The organism is Verrucomicrobiota bacterium (assembly GCA_016871675.1).
In the GTDB taxonomy this organism is placed as follows: Bacteria; Verrucomicrobiota; Verrucomicrobiia; order Limisphaerales; family VHCN01; genus VHCN01.
Genome location: VHCN01000005.1, coordinates 1 through 16,529 on the forward strand (window position 1 = coordinate 1; position 16,529 = coordinate 16,529).

Annotated in this window: 9 protein-coding genes; 8 read left to right on the forward strand and 1 reads right to left on the reverse strand. The window is 66.9% G+C overall.

Annotated features, from left to right (window positions below):
• The first annotated feature begins 138 nt into the window (after positions 1–138).
• Both FJ386_02150 and FJ386_02155 read left to right on the forward strand, forming a co-directional pair.
• Entirely contained in the window at positions 139–525 is a 387-nt protein-coding gene (locus FJ386_02150; GenBank protein MBM3875505.1) for a hypothetical protein, read from the forward strand.
• A gap of 77 nt (positions 526–602) precedes the next feature.
• A complete protein-coding gene (locus FJ386_02155) occupies positions 603–2,054 on the forward strand; it encodes an L-lysine 6-transaminase (GenBank protein MBM3875506.1) in 1,452 nt (483 codons plus the stop codon).
• A 41-nt stretch (positions 2,055–2,095) separates the two neighbouring features.
• On the opposite strand, the gene FJ386_02160 is transcribed toward FJ386_02155, so the two are convergent.
• Entirely contained in the window at positions 2,096–5,104 is a 3,009-nt protein-coding gene (locus tag FJ386_02160) for a hypothetical protein (GenBank protein MBM3875507.1), read from the reverse strand.
• Positions 5,105–5,211: 107 nt separating this feature from the next.
• On the opposite strand from FJ386_02160, the gene pheA reads away from it, so the two are divergent.
• The 6 genes from pheA to FJ386_02190 all read left to right on the forward strand — a co-directional run bounded on the left by pheA (position 5,212) and on the right by FJ386_02190 (position 16,509).
• On the forward strand, positions 5,212–6,273 hold the full coding sequence (gene pheA / locus FJ386_02165; GenBank protein ID MBM3875508.1) for a prephenate dehydratase: 1,062 nt from the start codon (positions 5,212–5,214) through the stop codon (positions 6,271–6,273).
• Between the two features lie 114 nt (positions 6,274–6,387).
• Positions 6,388–9,780 (forward strand): hypothetical protein, encoded by a 3,393-nt coding sequence (locus FJ386_02170; GenBank protein MBM3875509.1) that lies wholly within the window; start codon positions 6,388–6,390, stop codon positions 9,778–9,780.
• The gene (locus FJ386_02175; protein ID MBM3875510.1) at positions 9,777–13,478 is read left to right on the forward strand and encodes a hypothetical protein; all 3,702 of its coding nucleotides are present in this window, start codon (positions 9,777–9,779) and stop codon (positions 13,476–13,478) included. The genes FJ386_02170 and FJ386_02175 overlap by 4 nt, the downstream gene beginning before the upstream one ends.
• Positions 13,479–13,700: 222 nt before the next feature.
• A complete protein-coding gene (locus FJ386_02180) occupies positions 13,701–14,585 on the forward strand; it encodes an ATP phosphoribosyltransferase (protein MBM3875511.1) in 885 nt (294 codons plus the stop codon).
• A 19-nt stretch (positions 14,586–14,604) separates the two neighbouring features.
• Positions 14,605–14,706 (forward strand): AURKAIP1/COX24 domain-containing protein, encoded by a 102-nt coding sequence (locus FJ386_02185; protein MBM3875512.1) that lies wholly within the window; start codon positions 14,605–14,607, stop codon positions 14,704–14,706.
• Positions 14,707–14,769: 63 nt separating this feature from the next.
• Entirely contained in the window at positions 14,770–16,509 is a 1,740-nt protein-coding gene (locus FJ386_02190) for a tetratricopeptide repeat protein (GenBank protein ID MBM3875513.1), read from the forward strand.
• Positions 16,510–16,529: the final 20 nt, after the last annotated feature.

Sequence of the window (16,529 nt, forward strand, 5' to 3'; positions counted from 1 at the left end):
CAAAGGGTTAGCCCCGACCCGCACCGCCATGCCTCAGCTCAAGCGGCTCTCCAAGGACGGAATTCCCGCCGCGCTTGAGAAGGCGATGCGCTACCGGCTGCTCAACGAGCCTGCGAGGCCGAGAGCATCTGCCTCGACGTGCCCGGCGTGGAACCCGACAACCAGCGCGCGCTCGTGACGCTGCTGCTTGCGCTCACCGACCGCTACGGGCGCGGCTTCGCCGTGAGCGGCACGCAAGCGGAACAGATCGTCAAGAAGCTGGCTGACGGCTACGAGCAGGCCTACTACTCGGGACTCATCGGCGAACGCAAGGCGAAGGCGCAGCTCGCCCATGGCGCGCCCGGCTCCGGCTTCAACGCCCACGACCTCATCACCAAGGCAATGCAGCACTACGAGAAGGCCGAAGCCCTCCGCCCCGCAGGCAACGACGACGCCTTGCTTCGCTTCAACGCCTGCGCCCGCATCATGATGAAGAACAACCTCACCGCGCGCCCGCAGGAGAACTACGAACCGGCGCTTGAGTAGCGCAGCACCGGACAGGCTGCTCCGCCAGGCCGACCGCGTTTTGCCACGCGCACGTTGTGTGCTACGTTGGGCGCAGGATGAACAGGGCTTCGGACCAGTCCGCTCCGGATGCCGCCCCTGCGGAACGGCCAGCCGCGGCTTCCATTTCCCCCGCCGAGGTCGTCCGCGAACTGAGGAAGCACGTGCTGTTGGACGGACTCCGCATCGTCGTGGACCTCGAGCGCAGCCGCGGCAGTGAACTCGTGGACGCAGTGACCGGGCGCCGGTTGCTCGACCTCTACGGTTTCTACGGCTCCATGCCCGTCGGCTTCAACCATCCGCGTTTCGACCGCGCCGACGTGCGCCACGAGCTGCTCGCGGCGGCGAGGACGAAGGTCGCGAACTCCGATGTCTGCTCCGTCCCGTTCGCGGAGTTCGTCCGCACGTTCAGCCGCGTCGCGGGACTGCCGCCGCTCGAGCGCTATTTCTTCATCGAGGGCGGCGCGGTCGCGGTCGAAAACGCGATGAAGGCCGCGATGGATTGGAAGACAAGGAAAAACCTCGCGGCGGGGCGCGGCGCGCGTGGCACGGAGATACTCCACTTCACGAACGCATTCCACGGCCGGAGCGGCTACACACTGAGCGTGACGAACACCGACCCGCTGAAGGTGCAGCACTTCGCCAAGTTCAACTGGCCGCGCATCACGGCGCCGCGCGTGGACTTCTCGCTTCCCGAACCGAGGCGAACGGGTGCGGCCATCATCGCCGAGTTGCGCGCCGAGGCGGAGATTCGCGAGGCGTTCAAGCGCCGGCCGCACGAGATCGCCGCGATGCTCATCGAGCCCATTCAGGGCGAGGGCGGCGACAACCATTTCCGGCCCGAGTTCCTGCGGCTGCTGCGGCAGATTTGCGACGAGCAGGAAGCGCTGCTGATCTTCGACGAGGTGCAGTGCGGGCTCGGGCTCACGGGGAAGACGTGGTGCTGCGGGCATTTCGGTGTGGTGCCCGACCTGCTGGCGTTCGGCAAGAAGGTGCAGGTCTGCGGCGTGATGGCCGGCCCGCGGCTCGACGAGGTCCGCGACAACGTGTTCCGCCTGCCCGGACGCATCAACTCGACGTGGGGCGGCAACCTTGCCGACATGGTGCGCTCGACCCATTGCCTGCGCATCATCGAGGAGGAACGCCTCGTCGAGAACGCGGCCGTGCGCGGCGAGGAGTTCCTACTGGGCCTGCAGGCGGTCGCGTCGGAGTTTGAGTTCGTGAGCGCGCCGCGCGGGCGCGGTTTGATGCTGGCGTTCGACCTGCCGGACCGCGCGACGCGCGACGCCTTCTGGACCGGGCTGCACGAGTTGGGAGCGCTCGCGCTTCGGTCGGGTGAACGGACGTTGAGATTCAGGCCGGCGCTGGACATCCGCACCGAGGCGGTGAACCGCGCGCTCGTGTTGATTCGCGAGCAATGCCAGCGCACACGTTCGCCCGCGCGTCCGAATGTGACGAACCCGCCGTTGCGCGTCGCGGCGCATCGAAGCGAATTCCCGAAAGCCGCGTAGTCCGGGCAGGTGGGGAACCCGCCGTCTGGTTGAACCTGCAACTACCGCCGCTTCCCGGGGTATCGGAGGTCGTATTCCTTCCAGAAGGCGTCGCGCGTGCTGGCTCGCGCCCAGTCATCGCCGGGCACGGTGTAGCTGAGGGACCTGAGATTTGGCAGTTGGTTCACGGCAAGGATGATGTCGGGCTTGTCGCTCAGCTTTGAGGGAAGCGAGAGCCGCTCCAGCGCGGTGCATTGCCCGAGGGGCAGGAGGCTCACGATCAAGTCGCACTCGTCCAGGCGCAGCGTCTTCACGGCGAGCCCGCTGAGTGGATCGAGATTTGCAACGCGTGTCCTGTGGAGGAGCAGCGTCTGCGCCGGAATGCCACGGAGCGGGTTGATGTCGGCAATCGCCGTGAAGGAAAGGTCCAGTTCCTGGTCGAGCGGCATGCCGACGAGCGGGCTCAGGTCTGTCACCCGGGTGTTCGCGAGCCGGAGCGTCGAGAGGGGCAATCCCCGCAGCGCGCTGATGTCCTGCACGTCGGTGTTGCCGAGGCTGAGAAGCCGGAGCGAACGCATGCCTTCGAGCGGCTTGAGTTCTTTCAAGCTGCGGCAGCGTTCCAGAAGCAGCGTGTGAATGGACTTCCCCTTGAGCGGATTCAGGTCGCTCACGAGCGTGCCCCTCAAATCCACAATTTCAAGCGGCGCATCCGCGAGCCCCTCAATGCTCCGAACGCCCGTGTCGGCGGCGAAGAGCGTCGTGAGCTTGTCGTTGCCCTTGAGTTGGTCGAGTTCGTTCTGTTGCACCTTGGACCGCTCGAGATTGAGCCACGCGATTGGGTGGCCTTTGAGCGACGAGAGTTCCTTGACCTGCGTGCGGGAGAGATTGAGCCGCGTGAGCTTTGCGTCCTTGAGCTTGCTGATGTCAACCACCGCGGGGCAGTTGCTCAGGTTCAGGTCGGAGAGCGGAATCTTGTCCAGCGGCAGCAGGTCGGCGACGGTCGTGCCGGAGAGGTTGAGCGTGACGAGCTTGGTGGCGCCGCGCAGGGGCGAAAGGTCGGTGACTTTGGTGCCGGAGAGGTCGAGGGATTCGAGCTTGGTGATGTCAATCGGGCCGATGTTGTCCAGATTGCGGCAGTTCGCGAGATTGATGGTCGTGAACTGAATCCCCCGGATGCCGGCGATGTCGGTGGTGTTGGCGCCGCCGGCATTGAGTTCGAGATTGCCGTTGACGTCGCGCGAGAGCCACTCGCCTTTCAACCCCGATCTTGTGATTTGCGCTTTCAACGACTCGAAGCCCGCCTCGTCCATCTTGCCGGCGCGCTTGTTCATCTCGTTGGCTTCGCGCAGGCGCTTCTGTGCGAGCAGTTCGTTGTAGAGCATCCGGAAGTCCGACTCGGCGAGTTTCTTGCCGCGAAGGGTGCTGCTCAAGGCACGGTTCTTCTCCGCAAGGTCGGCGAGCGTCGGGTTTCTCTTCTTCGCAAGTTCGCGGGCCTTTTGATAGGCGTCGTGTGCTTCGGACATCTGAAGCAGCGATTGGTGGATGTGCCCTTTGACGAGGTGAAACTCCGCGTTGGTCGGATTGAACTTGAGTGCGGTCTCAATCTTGTCGAGGGCATTGGTCAGGGCGAAGTCCTCGATGGAAGCTTTGGCCGCCGCGAGGAATGTCGGCGCCGTGGCCCGCAATTCGTCAAGTTTGGCCACGGCCTCGTTCTTGGCTTTTTCGGCTTCCTTGCTGAAAAGGATGACCCGCCCGACCGCGTAGACGCCGATCAATGCAGCAAGGATGAGGAATACCGCCGAGATCGCGATTTCCTTCTTGTAGCGCCCAAGCGCGAGCTTCATCTGCGTGAACGCGCCCGCGTCCTCGGCGCTCGTCGCGAAGCCTCCGAGGTAACGCCGGATCTCGCCCTGAAACTCATTCAGGTCCTGGTAGCGCTGGTCCATGTCCAGCGACATGGCCTTCATCGCCACGGCGGAAAGAGCCGGCGGGATTTTCTTGTCAGGCAGATGGATGAGGTCGAGCAACGGCAACGGCGGCTCGGGCTTGCCGGCCTTCGCCTTGGCCTTGCCGCCGGTCTGCGTCTGGTTGAAGACCGTCGGCGCCGTGATGTCGCCGGACGTGACCTTGGCCAGGATTTCCTGCACGGTCGTGCCGACGATGGGCGGGTAGAGCGTGAGGATGGTGTAAAGGATTCCGCCCATCGCGTAGATGTCGGTGCGCTCGTCGATGGCGCTGATGCGGCCTTCGGCTTGCTCGGGCGCCATGTAGTTTGGCGTGCCCTTGACCTGACCCTCCATCGTCGCGAACTGGCCCGCGGGCGCTTCGGGCATGTCACCGATGCCTTCCTGCACCGGGCCGCCGGACTCGTCGGTCGCGGGTGCGCCTGTGAGCACCTTCGCGATGCCCCAGTCGAGGATGAGCACCTCGCCGAACGCGCCGACCATGATGTTGTCGGGCTTGAGGTCGCGGTGCACCACGCGTCGCGAGTGCGCGTAAGACATGCCGTCGCAGACCTTCTGGAAAATCTCCAGCAACCGGTCGAGTGGATAGCGCATCGCCATCTCCCGGTTGCCCGCGCGAATCTCCTGCAGGATCTCACGGAGGGTCGTCCCCTCGATGAGCTTCATCGTGTAGTAGATCGTGCCGTCGGCCGCCACACCCATGTCGTGCAGCGGCACGATGTTCGGATGCTCAAGCTGGCCGGTGATCTTCGCCTCGGCGATGAAGTGGACGATGCTCGTCTCGGACGCGTTGGCGCTGTTGAGCATGATCTTCATCGCCACCGTCCGCTCAAGATTGCGGTCCGTGGCGCGGATGATCGCGCCCATGCCCCCCATGGCCACAATCTCACCGACGTTGTAAAAGCCCGTGCCCGGGTCGGTGCTCGGCATGACCACACCGCCTTCGCCCTGCGCCGACGGGTTGCCGCGGACGTTCAGGAAATGGTCGATCGTCACGTAGCCGCGGCCGGCTTCCGTCTCAAGTGTCTGCTTGAGTCGGGCCATCGTGGCCTCGGCGGCGCGGCGTTGGGGGGAAACGTTCGGGTCCTGTTTCCTCAGGGTCGGCACAAGCCGACCATACACAAGGCCCCTGCTCCGACAAGTTGAATGTAGGCATCCGCCGCGTCCTGCAGTTCAGCTACCCTTCCAACACCCGATCTGCCATGCTCGCGCCCATGACCATTCCGGAGCATCGCAAGGCCATTGACTCGCTCGACCTCAAGATTGTCGGTCTGCTCAATGACCGCACCCGGCACGTGCTCGAAATCGGCGAAGCCAAGCGCAGGGCGGGCGAAGAAATCTACGCGCCGCATCGCGAGCGACAGGTCTTGCAGCGCGTCGCCCGCTTGAACAAGGGGCCGATCACGAACGACTCGCTCCGCGCCATTTATCGCGAAGTCATGTCCGGCGCGCTCGCGCTCGAGAAATCCATGCACATCGCCTACCTCGGCCCGGAGGCGACGTTCACGCACCAGGCCGCCATCCAGCGCTTCGGCTCGAGCCTTGGTTACATCGCGCAGAAAACCATCGCCGACGTCTTCAGCGAAGTCGCCAAGGGCCGCGCCGATTACGGCGTGGTGCCCGTCGAGAATTCCACCGAGGGCGTCGTCACGCACACGCTCGACATGTTTGTGGACAGCGACCTCAAGATCGTCGCGCAAATCGTCCTGCCCATCTCACACTGCCTCGTGAGCCGCACGTCGCGCCGCGACATCAAGAAGCTCTTCGTCCATCCGCAGACGCTCGCGCAGTGCCGCTCGTGGGTGCACAAGAGTTTCCCGCACGCCGAGCTCATCGAGACGTCCTCGAACGCCCGATCCGCCGAACTCGCCCGCGCCGGCCGGCGCAGCGGCGCCATCGCCGGCCTGCTCGCCGCGGAGAAATACGGCCTTCCCGTCCTCGAGCACGACATCCAGGACAATGCCGCCAACGCCACGCGCTTCCTCGTGCTCGGCCGCAGGTGCGGCCCGGCCACCGGACGCGACCGCACCAGCGTGATGTTCAGCATTGCCGACCAGGTCGGTGCGCTGCACCGCGCACTCGCGCCGTTCCGCCGCTTCCGAATCAACATGACCAAGATCGAAAGCCGCCCGAGCAAGCGGAAGGCGTGGGAGTATTTCTTCTTCGTGGACTGCGACGGTCATGCCAGCGACCGCAAGCTCGCCAAGACGCTCGCCTTGCTCGGCGAACACTGCAGCTTCGTGAAAGTGCTCGGCTCCTATCCAAACGCCGGCTGAACGGACTCCCCATTCGCGCGACGCACTCCCTCCCAGCCAACCGCCGTCCCACCCCGGAGACTATTTCCCGATAAATCGCTTCACGACGCCGCCCCACTTCGCAACGATGCGGTCGTGGACGCCACGTTCCTCCTCGGCCCCGCCGGCAGCGGCAAGACGCACCGCTGCCTCGTGGAGGTTCGCACCGCGCTCCACGCCGCTCCGGACGGCCCGCCGCTGGTTTTCCTCGCCCCCAAGCAGGCCACATTTCAACTCGAGCGCCAGGTGCTCGACCCCGCCGCTCCCGGCGCGCCCGCCGGCTTCACCCGACTGCACATCCTTTCCTTCGAGCGACTCGCCGAGTGGGCGCTCGACCAACTCGGCCGGCCGCAACCGCCGCTGATCGACGAGGAAGGCCGGCTCATGGTCCTGCGCGCCATCCTCGCCCAACGCCACGGGGACCTGAATCTCTTCCGCGCCACCGCGCGACTGCCCGGCTTCGCGCGGCAGCTCAGCGCGCTGCTTCGCGAACTCCAGCGGCACCAGCTCGCGCCCGAAGACCTCCGCACACTCGGTGCGAAGTGCCCGCCGACTCTCGGCGCGAAACTCGCCGACCTCGCCACGCTGCTTCGAGCCTATCGCGGCTGGCTCGATCACGCGCGTCTCCACGACGCCGACTCGCTCCTCGACCTCGCCACCGTCGCCCTCCGAAAAGCCGCCCCAGAACCGCCATTCCGCATTCCGCGCCTGTGGCTCGACGGCTTCGCCGAGATGGCGCCGCAGGAACTCGACCTCCTCGCCGCGCTCGCGCCATTCTGCGAACGCGCCACGCTCGCCTTCTGCATCGCGGACGACCCGCGCGACGACCCCGACTGGCTTTCCACGTGGTCCATCGTCGGCCGCACGGTGATCCGCTGCCGCGAACGGCTCGCGGCTGAACCGCACTGCGCGGTCCGCACTCTCGTGCTCGCTCGCGACCCTGCGTGCGGCCGTTTCAAACGATGCGCCGCGCTCGCGCACCTCGAGGAACACTGGCTCCGGCCCGCCCCCGGCCGCGCGCCGGACGCGGCTGATTCCATCCGCGCCGTCGCTTGCGCCGACCCCGAAGCGGAGGCGTCGCTCGCCGCGCGCGAAATCCTCCAGCACGTCCAGCGCGGCGGACGCTACCGCGACTGCGCGGTGCTGGCGCGCTCGCTCGATTCCCATCACGCCGTGATCAGCCGCGTCTTCACGCGCTACGGCATCCCGCATTTTCTCGACCGCCGCGAATCCGCGTCGCACCACCCGCTCGCCGAACTCACGCGCGCCGCGCTGCGCACCGCCGCCTTCGGCTGGCGTCACGAGGATTGGTTTGCGGCGCTCAAGACCGGCCTCGCCATCGCGGACGACAACGGCGTGGACCGCCTCGAAACACTTGCCCTCGCGCGCGGCTGGCAGGGCGACAAGTGGCTGTCTCCACTGCCCGGCGAAGCGACCGACCCGCAACACAGTTTCGGCGAAGAATGCCGTCAACGCCTCACGCCCCCGTTCGTCACACTGCGCGACGCGCTCGCCGGTTCCCCGACCGGCTCCCAAGTCGCGGCGTCGCTGCGAGATTTGTGGAAACAACTGAACGTCGTCGAGAAACTCGAGCTGTGGCAGGCCGCCCCGCCCCGGTCGGCACTCGGCCATCAGCAATCGGCAATTCACCTGACCGTCTGGCGTCAGCTCCAGTCCTGGCTCTCAAATCTCGAACTCGCCTTCGCCGGTGCCGCGAGCGCCCGACCGCTGCGTGACTGGCTGCCTATTCTCGAGGCCGGGCTCGGCGGGCTGACCATCGGCGTCGTGCCGCCGACGCTCGATCAGGTGCTCGTCGGCGCCGTGGACCGCGCGCGCAATCCCGACCTCAAGCTCGTCGTCGTGCTCGGCCTCAACGAAGGGCAGTTTCCTTCGCCCCCCGGCGCGAGCCCGCTGCTCACCGAGTCCGAGCGCGATGAACTCGACAAGCTGGACGGCCGCCTCTCGCTCAGCCCGCGCCCGCGCCACGGCCATGAGCGTTACCTCGGCTACATCGCGTTCACGCGCCCGGCTGAACGCCTTCGGCTCACCTGCGCCCGGCGCGACGCGAATGGCAAGGAACTCAACCCGTCCCCACTGCTGGCGCACGTCTCGCGCGTGCTGCCGTCGGTCACAGTCCAGCAAGCTCCCGAGCCCGCGTGGCCGGACGCGGTTCATCCGAGCGAAGTCGTCGCGCCGCTCGTCGCCGCGCTGGATGCCGGGCCCGGAGCCTGCGCAGCGCCTCCCGCGCTGCTCTCGCTCGCCGATCTCGGCTGCTTCCACGATCCGCTCGCCAAGTCCGCGCAACGGCGCGCCTGCGCCGCCGAGTCGCTCTCCTCGGACGCCATCGAGCGCCTGTTCGGCCGCGAACTGCTCACCTCCGTCAGCGCGCTCGAAGACTACGCCGCATGCCCGTTCCGCTTTCTCGCGTCCCGCGGCTTGCGGGCGAAGGAGCGCGACGAACTCGTCGTCGACCCGACGCGGCTCGGCTCCTTCATGCACGAGGCGATGGAACGCTTCCACAGGGCGACCGTCGCGAGCGGGAAGCAGTGGCGCGATTGGGCCGCAGACGATGCCGCCGCCGAGATGGGCCGCATCGCCACGACCCTGCTCGCGGAATTTCAGGGCTCGCTCTTCACGCAGGACGCCACCGCCGGGTTCATCGGCCAGCTCAAGGTCGCGCAACTTCAGCGCCTCATCCGCGTGCTCGTCCAGTGGGCGCGGCAGAATGATTTCAATCCCGCCGCTGCTGAAGTGGAGTTTGGCGACACGAAAGACCTGCCGGCACTCAAACTCGAGCTCGACGGCGGGCGGTGCTTGAAGCTCACCGGCAAGGTGGACCGCGTGGACGTTTGCGTGGACAGCGACGCGAAGGTCACATGGGCGGCCGTGCTCGATTACAAGTCGTCGGCCCGCAAGCTCGACGCGGTGCGAGTGTTCAACGGGCTCGAAATCCAGCTCCTCGCGTATCTTGTGACGCTCGCGGAATCGGGCGGTTCCAACCCGTTCGGCGGGGATCAGGTCCGGCCCGCGGGTGTGTTCTACGTGCCGCTGCGCGTGGAGCGCGGCAAGTCCGCATCACGGGCGGCGACCGTCGCGGGCATCGGCGTGGAGATGGGCGGCTTCCAGCACACGGGGCGCTTCGACGAGACGCTCGTGAGGAAGTTCGACACGCGGCCCGGCGCAACGAAGGGCGAGCAGTTCCGCTTCAGCTACAACAAGGATGGGAGCCTCAGCAGACGCGGCAACGACGCCATCCTTTCGACGGACTTTCGCGCGCAACTCGACCACGTGCGCGCGAAACTCGCCTCATTCGGCAACAGCATCTTCGCCGGAGAATTTCGAGTCAGCCCGTATCGGACGGTCACGGAGACGGCGTGCGACTGGTGCAAGTTCAAGCCCGCCTGCCGATTCGACCCGTGGCTGCAGCCGTATCGTGCGCTCGCCGCGCCGCCGCAACCGCCCGCCGCCCCACCCACGAAGAAGCGATGAGCGAACCCACCTCATCCCAACAGCGCGCCATCGCCGCGCGCGGCAACGTGCTCGTCTCCGCCGGCGCGGGCACGGGCAAGACCAGCACGCTGGTCGAGCGGTGCATCCGCCTCGTGCTCGACGAGGACGCGTCGCTCGACCGCATCCTGATGGCGACCTTCACCGAGGCCGCGGCCGCCGAAATGCGGCAGCGATTGCGCGAAGCGCTTGAGAAGAAGTCTGGCGCCGCCACCGACGGCGAGCGCGCGGCGCGACAACTGGCGCTGCTCGAAACCGCGCACATCTCGACGCTGCATGGATTCTGCCTCCGGCTCATCCGCGAGCACTTTCACGAACTGCAACTCGACCCCGACGTGCGCGTGCTCGACGACGAGCACACGCGCCCGCTCGCGCACGAAACGCTCGACGAACTCCTCGACCGGCACTACGCGTCCCGCGAAGCCGCCTCGCAAGCCGTGCACGCGCTCGTGCGCCGACTCGGCTGCGGCTCCGACGAACCGGTCCGCGAGCTCGTGCGCGATTTGCATCGCTTCACGCAGACGCTCCCTCACCCGCAGCAGTGGCTCGACGCGCAAGCCGCGTCGTTCAGCCGGGAACAGCCGGATGACTGGCGCGCGTGTTTCGTGAAAGCCGTCGCCGTGTGGCGCAATCGCTGGCGCGATGCGGTCGATCCGCTTTCGGAGAACCCGAACGTGAAAGCCGCGGCGGAGGTGCTGCGGCGACTTCCGGCCGGGCCGACGTCTGACGAGTCGCTGTCGTGTCTGCGCGAGATCGGAGCCGTGGACGCAAACGAAAACGGGTGGCACAGGGTGAAGGGCAAAGTGCGCGGCCCCATCGACAAGTTCTTCGACGACGCCGCGCTGCTGCGCGAACTTGCCGAGCCTCTCACCGCGAGTGCGGCCGGTCGCGCCGCGACGGGAGACGAACCGCACCACGGGCAAACCGCCCTCGACCAGGACTGGTCGTGGACCCGCCCGCACATGGTAACGCTGGTGCGATTGGCGCAAGAGTTCACCGCGAACTACACCCGCGCCAAGCGCGAGCTTGGGGGCGTGGACTTCGCAGACCTCGAACAGCTTTCGCTCAAACTGCTCCTCGACGAACGCGGCGAGCCGACCGCGACCGCGCGGCGCTGGCGCGAGCGGCTCGATCACGTGTTCGTGGACGAGTGCCAGGACATCAACGCCGCGCAGGACGCCATCCTCCGCGCGCTCAGCCGCGACGGCGCGGACGCGAACCGCTTTCTCGTCGGCGACGTGAAGCAGAGCATTTACCGGTTCCGGCGCGCCGAGCCCAAAATCTTCGCCGACTACGGGGAGGCGTGGAAACCCGCCGGCGCGCCCGGCCAGCGCATCCCGCTTTCGGACAACTTCCGCAGCCATGAGGCGCTGCTGCACTTCGTCAACGCGTTCTTCTCGCCGCTGCTGCGCAAGAGTGTCGGCGGCGTGGACTACGATTCGGATGCGGAGCTGAAGTTCGCGCTGCCGGGCAGCCGCGCGGGGCTTTCGATCAAATCCGACGCCGCAGCGCGCGTGGAGTTGCACGTGTTGCCGAACCAGCTCGACAGCGGCGACGGCGATGATGCGGATGAATCAGTCGCGGAGCTTGCGGACCTGCCGGCGACGCAACGCGAGGCGCGTCTCGTGGCGCGGCGGCTCCGCGAGCTTCACGAGGGCCGCCTGCAAGTCTGGGGCAAATCCGGAGGCGGGTTCCGCAACGTGGAATGGCGCGACATGGCGGTGCTGCTGCGCGCGCCGGCCGGCAAGGTCGAAACGTTCGCGCAGGAGTTCCACGCCGCGGGCGTGCCGCTGCTCGCCGAGCGCGGCGGGTTTTGGGACGCGCAGGAGGTCGTGGATCTCGTGTCGCTGCTGCGCGTGCTCGACAACCCGCATCAGGACATCCCGCTGCTCGCAGTGCTGCGCTCGCCGCTGGTCGCGATGTCGCTGGAGGAACTGGTCGAGGTGCGCGCGGGGCGGCGGCATGAGTCGCTGTGGGACGCGGTGAAGAAGTGTTCGGTTGGGACGACGGCTCCCGCGGGCGTTCCGGCGCCCACGCACCACGCACCACGCGTCACGCGGCAGTCAGCGCAGTCCAAGTGCCGGTGGTTCACAGCGCGCGTCACGGCGTGGCGCGAGATGCTCCGCCACGCGTCGCTCACGGATTGCCTCGAGGCGGCGCTGGCCGAGACGCACTTTGAGGCGCTCACGCTCGCCGGCGAGCGGGGCCCCGAACGCGTCGCGAACATGAGACGGTTGCTCGATCTCGCGCGGCAGTTCGACCCGTGGCAGCGGCAGGGCGTGTTCCGCTTCCTGCGATTCGTGCGCGATCAGGAGGACGAGGAAATCCAGCGCGAACCCGCGGCGCCCTCGGCCACCGACGCCGTGCGGCTGATGAGCATCCACCAGAGCAAGGGGCTGGAGTTCCCGGTGGTTGTGGTCGCGGACCTCGGCAAGCTGTTCAACATGGACTCCGCGCGGCGCGACGTGCTGCTCGATGCGGCGCTCGGCGTGTGTCCGAAGGTGACGCCGCCGCACACCGAGGGCCGCTACCCAAGCACGGCGTGGTGGCTCGCGAACGCCTGCGCCGAGCGGGAGGGGTTCGGCGAAGAATTGCGCCTGCTCTACGTGGCGTTCACTCGCGCGCGCGACCGGCTCGTGCTCACGGGCACGCTGCCGCGGTTGAGGGCCGACCAGCTCGCCGGATTGCGCACACACGAACCCTCGCCCTTCGTGGGCGAGCGCGAGTTGCTCAAGGCGCGAAATCCGCTCGCCTGGGTGCTGCTCTGGCTGCGCCGCCACGCGACCGCGGCGGATGGACTCGGGAATCCGCGCGGCGAGACCCCGCTGCTCTCGTGGGCGTGGCATGACGACGCGAGCCTGTCGGCCGGCGCGACCGCCGCCGTGGCAGCGAGCAGACCGGCGAGTGAATCCACCGCCGGGATTGAACCGGATGCCGGGCAGTGCGCCGCGCTTCGGGGCAGGCTGGAATGGACCTACGACTTCGACGGAGCGGCGCGCGAGCCGGCGAAGACGAGCGTGTCGGCGCTGCGCAGGCGCGCGATGGAGGTCGAAGAGGCGAGGGAATGGCCGGGGGCAGGAGGATTCAGTGTTCAGCGTTCAGTGTTCAGTGCGGATGCGGAGGGAAAGGGACCTGACAAGCTGTCCGCGGCGGAACGCGGGACGGCGCATCACTTGTTCCAGCAGCGCGTCGACCTTGGGCGCACGGACAGCGAGGCGGGGTTGCGGACGGAGGCGGCGCGGTTGGTGGCGGACGGCGCGCTGACGGACGCGCAGGCCGGAGCGCTCGACTTCGCGGCGCTGGCGGCTTTTTGGAGTTCAGAAGTGGGCCGCAGGATTCTCGTGCATCGTAAACACGTGCGGCGCGAACTGGAGTTCACGGCCCGGCTCTCGCCCGCTGACCTCGCGCGGTTTCCAGCGCTCGCGCCGAAGTCTGCGCTCGCAGCGGACGAGTTCATGGTCGTGCAGGGCAAGGTGGACTTGCTCGTGGTGCTCGAGGGCGAGTTGTGGTTGCTGGATTTCAAGACCGACCGGTTCGATCCAGGCGGGTTGATGGCCAAAGTCCGCGAGCACTCCTCGCAACCCGGCCTCTACGCGCTGGCGCTGGAACGCACCTTTGGCAAGCCGGTCACGGCGAAGTGGCTTCACTTCTTCCACAGCGGGGACACGGTTTCCGCGTAGGCCGTGATCTCGATTCAGGCCGTTCCAATTCCCTTCCGGACAGACGAGGCTTCCGCGAGCAAGAGCCGATTCCACGCCCGGCCGGGCGAATCTGGCATGAAATCGGAAAGAAAAAGTTGGCGTTGCCTCGCCGTCGCTGGCAAATCAACCCGGTGACGCGCGTGAAAGCGTCCGCCCGGACGTGTTCCCGACCGTGCGCGAAGCGCGACACGCACTACAACGATGAGCAGCAAGAAGCCCGTCCTCCGCCTCGGCCTGCCCAAGGGCAGCCTGCAGGACGCCACACTCGAGAAGTTCGCCAAGGCCGGATTCAACATCCACGCCAGCGGACGCTCCTACATCCCCTACGTGGACGACGAGGAGCTGCAAGTCCGCCTGATTCGCGCGCAGGAAATCAGCCGATACGTCGAGCACGGCTACCTCGACGCGGGCATCACCGGGCACGACTGGATCGTCGAAAACGGCTCCAAGGTCCATGAGGTCGGCGAGTTCATCTTCAGCAAGGTCAGCCGCAAGCCGACGAAGTGGGTGCTGTGCGTCCCGGAGAATTCGCCGGTCAAGTCCGTGAAGGATCTCCAAGGCAAGCGCATCGCCACCGAGGTCGTGCGGCTCACGCGCAGCTATCTGCGCAAGCACAAGGTCAAGGCCGAGGTCGAGTTCTCGTGGGGCGCGACCGAGGTGAAGGCGCACGAGCTTGTGGACGCCATCGTCGAGGTCACGGAGACCGGGTCGTCGCTTCGCGCGAACAACCTGCGCATCGTGGACACGCTGCTGACCTCCACGCCGCGGCTCATCGCCAACCACGAATCGTGGAAAGACGCGTGGAAGCGGCGCAAGGTCGAGACGCTCGCGCTGCTGCTGCGCGGCGCGCTCGAGGCCGAGTCGAAGGTCGGGCTGAAGATGAACATCGCGCAGAAGAACCTCGCCGCGCTGCTCGCGAGCCTGCCCGCGCTGCGCAACCCGACCATCTCGCAGTTGAGCCAGCCCGGCTGGGTCGCCGTCGAGACGATCATCGACGAGCGGGTCGTGCGCGAACTCATCCCGCAGCTCAAGGCGGCGGGCGCGGAAGGAATCATTGAGTATCCTCTGAACAAGGTAGTATATTGAGCGCCGTTCAAAAAACGCTATGGGTTCACTGAAGAAACGCCGCAAGGCGAAGATCAACAAACACAAGCGGCGGAAGAAGCTCCGCCAGCATCGTCACAAGAAGCGCACCTGGCAGAAGTAGGCGCAAGCCTCCTGCCGCGCCACGCCGGCCCGGCTCCCGCGAGGGCGCCAGGCCGGGATTCCCATGCCCATGCGGCGGCCCATCCAATCGACCTGCACCGCGCTTGCGTGCGCGCTCGCGCTTTGGTGCGGGTGCGCCTCGCCGGGACCGGCGGATTCTTCCGGGGCTTCCGGTGCGGCGATGCCTGCCGCCAGGCAGGCGGCAAAGGCGAAGCCTGCACCCGCACCGGCAACCGCCGGGCCTTCCATCGCGGAGCAGATTGAACAACGCGCGCAGGCGCTCGCACACTACGCGGCCGGCGTGAGCTTCGAGCTCCAGAAGAAGCCGGACGCCGCGCTCGAGGAGTTCATGCTCGCGGCCATCAGCGACCCGGCAAACGAGGAACTCGTGCTCGACGTCGCCCGCCAGCTCATCCGCAAGCGCAACGAGCCATCATCCGACAAGGTGCTCGCGCTCCTGCGCCGGGCGGCCCGGCAGCCCACGGCCAGCGCCGCGATTGACGCGATGCTCGGCGTCGCGCTCGCGCAAGCCGGCCAGCTCGACGAGGCGCTCGCCGCGAGCCGCATCGCGATCAAGAAAGACCCGAAGCACTTCCAGGGCTGGCAGACCGCCGCCCAGGTTCACCTGCAGGCGAACCGCCCGCAGGATGCGCTGAAGGTAATCGACGAGGCGGCGAAGATCGCGAACGGCCTCGGGCCGCTCACCGACGTCGCGGACCTTTACGGCACATGGCTCCGCGCGAACGCGGCGAAGATCGACGTCGTCAAGCCGCGGATTCTCTCGGTGGTGGAGGACGCCGTGAAGCTTCAGCCCACGTCGCCCGCGACCATCCAGCGGCTCGCGGAAAACTACCGGCTCGCGGGGGAATTCTCCAAGGCGGCGGACCTCTACTCCGGCTTGCTGAAGCGCTTCCCCAACCAGCCCGCATTGCGCGAGCGGCTCATCGACCTCTACCTGCGCGGCAACGACCACAAGGCGGCCACCGAGCAGCTCGAAGGTGTGCTGCGCCAGGCTCCCAACAATCCGCAGGCGCACTTCTTCCTCGGCGCCATCGCGCACGAGCAGAAAGACTACGACAAGGCGGCGGGACTCTTCGAGCAGGCGCTCCGGCTCGACCCGACGATGGAGCAGGCCTACTGGGAGTTGGTTTCCGTGCGCTTCGCACAGGACAAGACGAAGGAAGTCCTGGAGGTGCTCGCGCGCGCGCGGACGCGGTTTCCGGAGAGTTTCATCCTCGAATTCTACAGCGGACTGGCGCACAGCCGGCTGAAGGACTACGCGAAATCCGCCACGCACCTCACGAAGGCCGAGGCGATCGCAACGAAAGACGAACCGGCGCGCCTCACGCATGCGTTCTACTTCCAGCTCGGGGCCGCGCACGAGCGCAACAAGAACATCTCCGAAGCCGAGCGCTACTTCGAGATGAGCCTCAAGCTGCAACCCGACTTCGCCGAGGCACTCAACTACCTCGGCTACATGTGGGCCGAACGCGGCGTGAACCTCGACCGCGCCAGGGTGATGATCGAGCAGGCGGTGAAGCAGGAACCCGAAAACGCCGCCTTCCTCGACAGCCTCGGCTGGGTGCTCTTCAAGCTCGGCAAGCACAAGGAAGCCCTCGACTGGCTGATCAAGTCCGCGCAGCACTTGAAGGAACCCGACGCCACGATCTTCGACCATATCGGCGACGTGTATCTCGCGCTCAACCAACCCGCCAAGGCCCGCGAGCACTGGACCAAGGCCCTCTCCATCGAACCCGACAACGCCGACATCAAGAAGAAGCTTGCCGACCCGGGAAAGCAGTGAAGTGATCCGTGAGACGCGGG

What these genes read in the sequence shown, in the direction of transcription:
- FJ386_02175 (MBM3875510.1), top strand. Translation starts at nt 9,777, where the DNA reads ATGAGCGAACCCACCTCATCCCAACAGCGCGCCATCGCCGCGCGCGGC.
- FJ386_02180 (MBM3875511.1), top strand. Translation starts at nt 13,701, where the DNA reads ATGAGCAGCAAGAAGCCCGTCCTCCGCCTCGGCCTGCCCAAGGGCAGC.
- pheA (MBM3875508.1), top strand. Translation starts at nt 5,212, where the DNA reads ATGACCATTCCGGAGCATCGCAAGGCCATTGACTCGCTCGACCTCAAG.
- FJ386_02190 (MBM3875513.1), top strand. Translation starts at nt 14,770, where the DNA reads ATGCCCATGCGGCGGCCCATCCAATCGACCTGCACCGCGCTTGCGTGC.
- FJ386_02155 (MBM3875506.1), top strand. Translation starts at nt 603, where the DNA reads ATGAACAGGGCTTCGGACCAGTCCGCTCCGGATGCCGCCCCTGCGGAA.
- FJ386_02185 (MBM3875512.1), top strand. Translation starts at nt 14,605, where the DNA reads ATGGGTTCACTGAAGAAACGCCGCAAGGCGAAGATCAACAAACACAAG.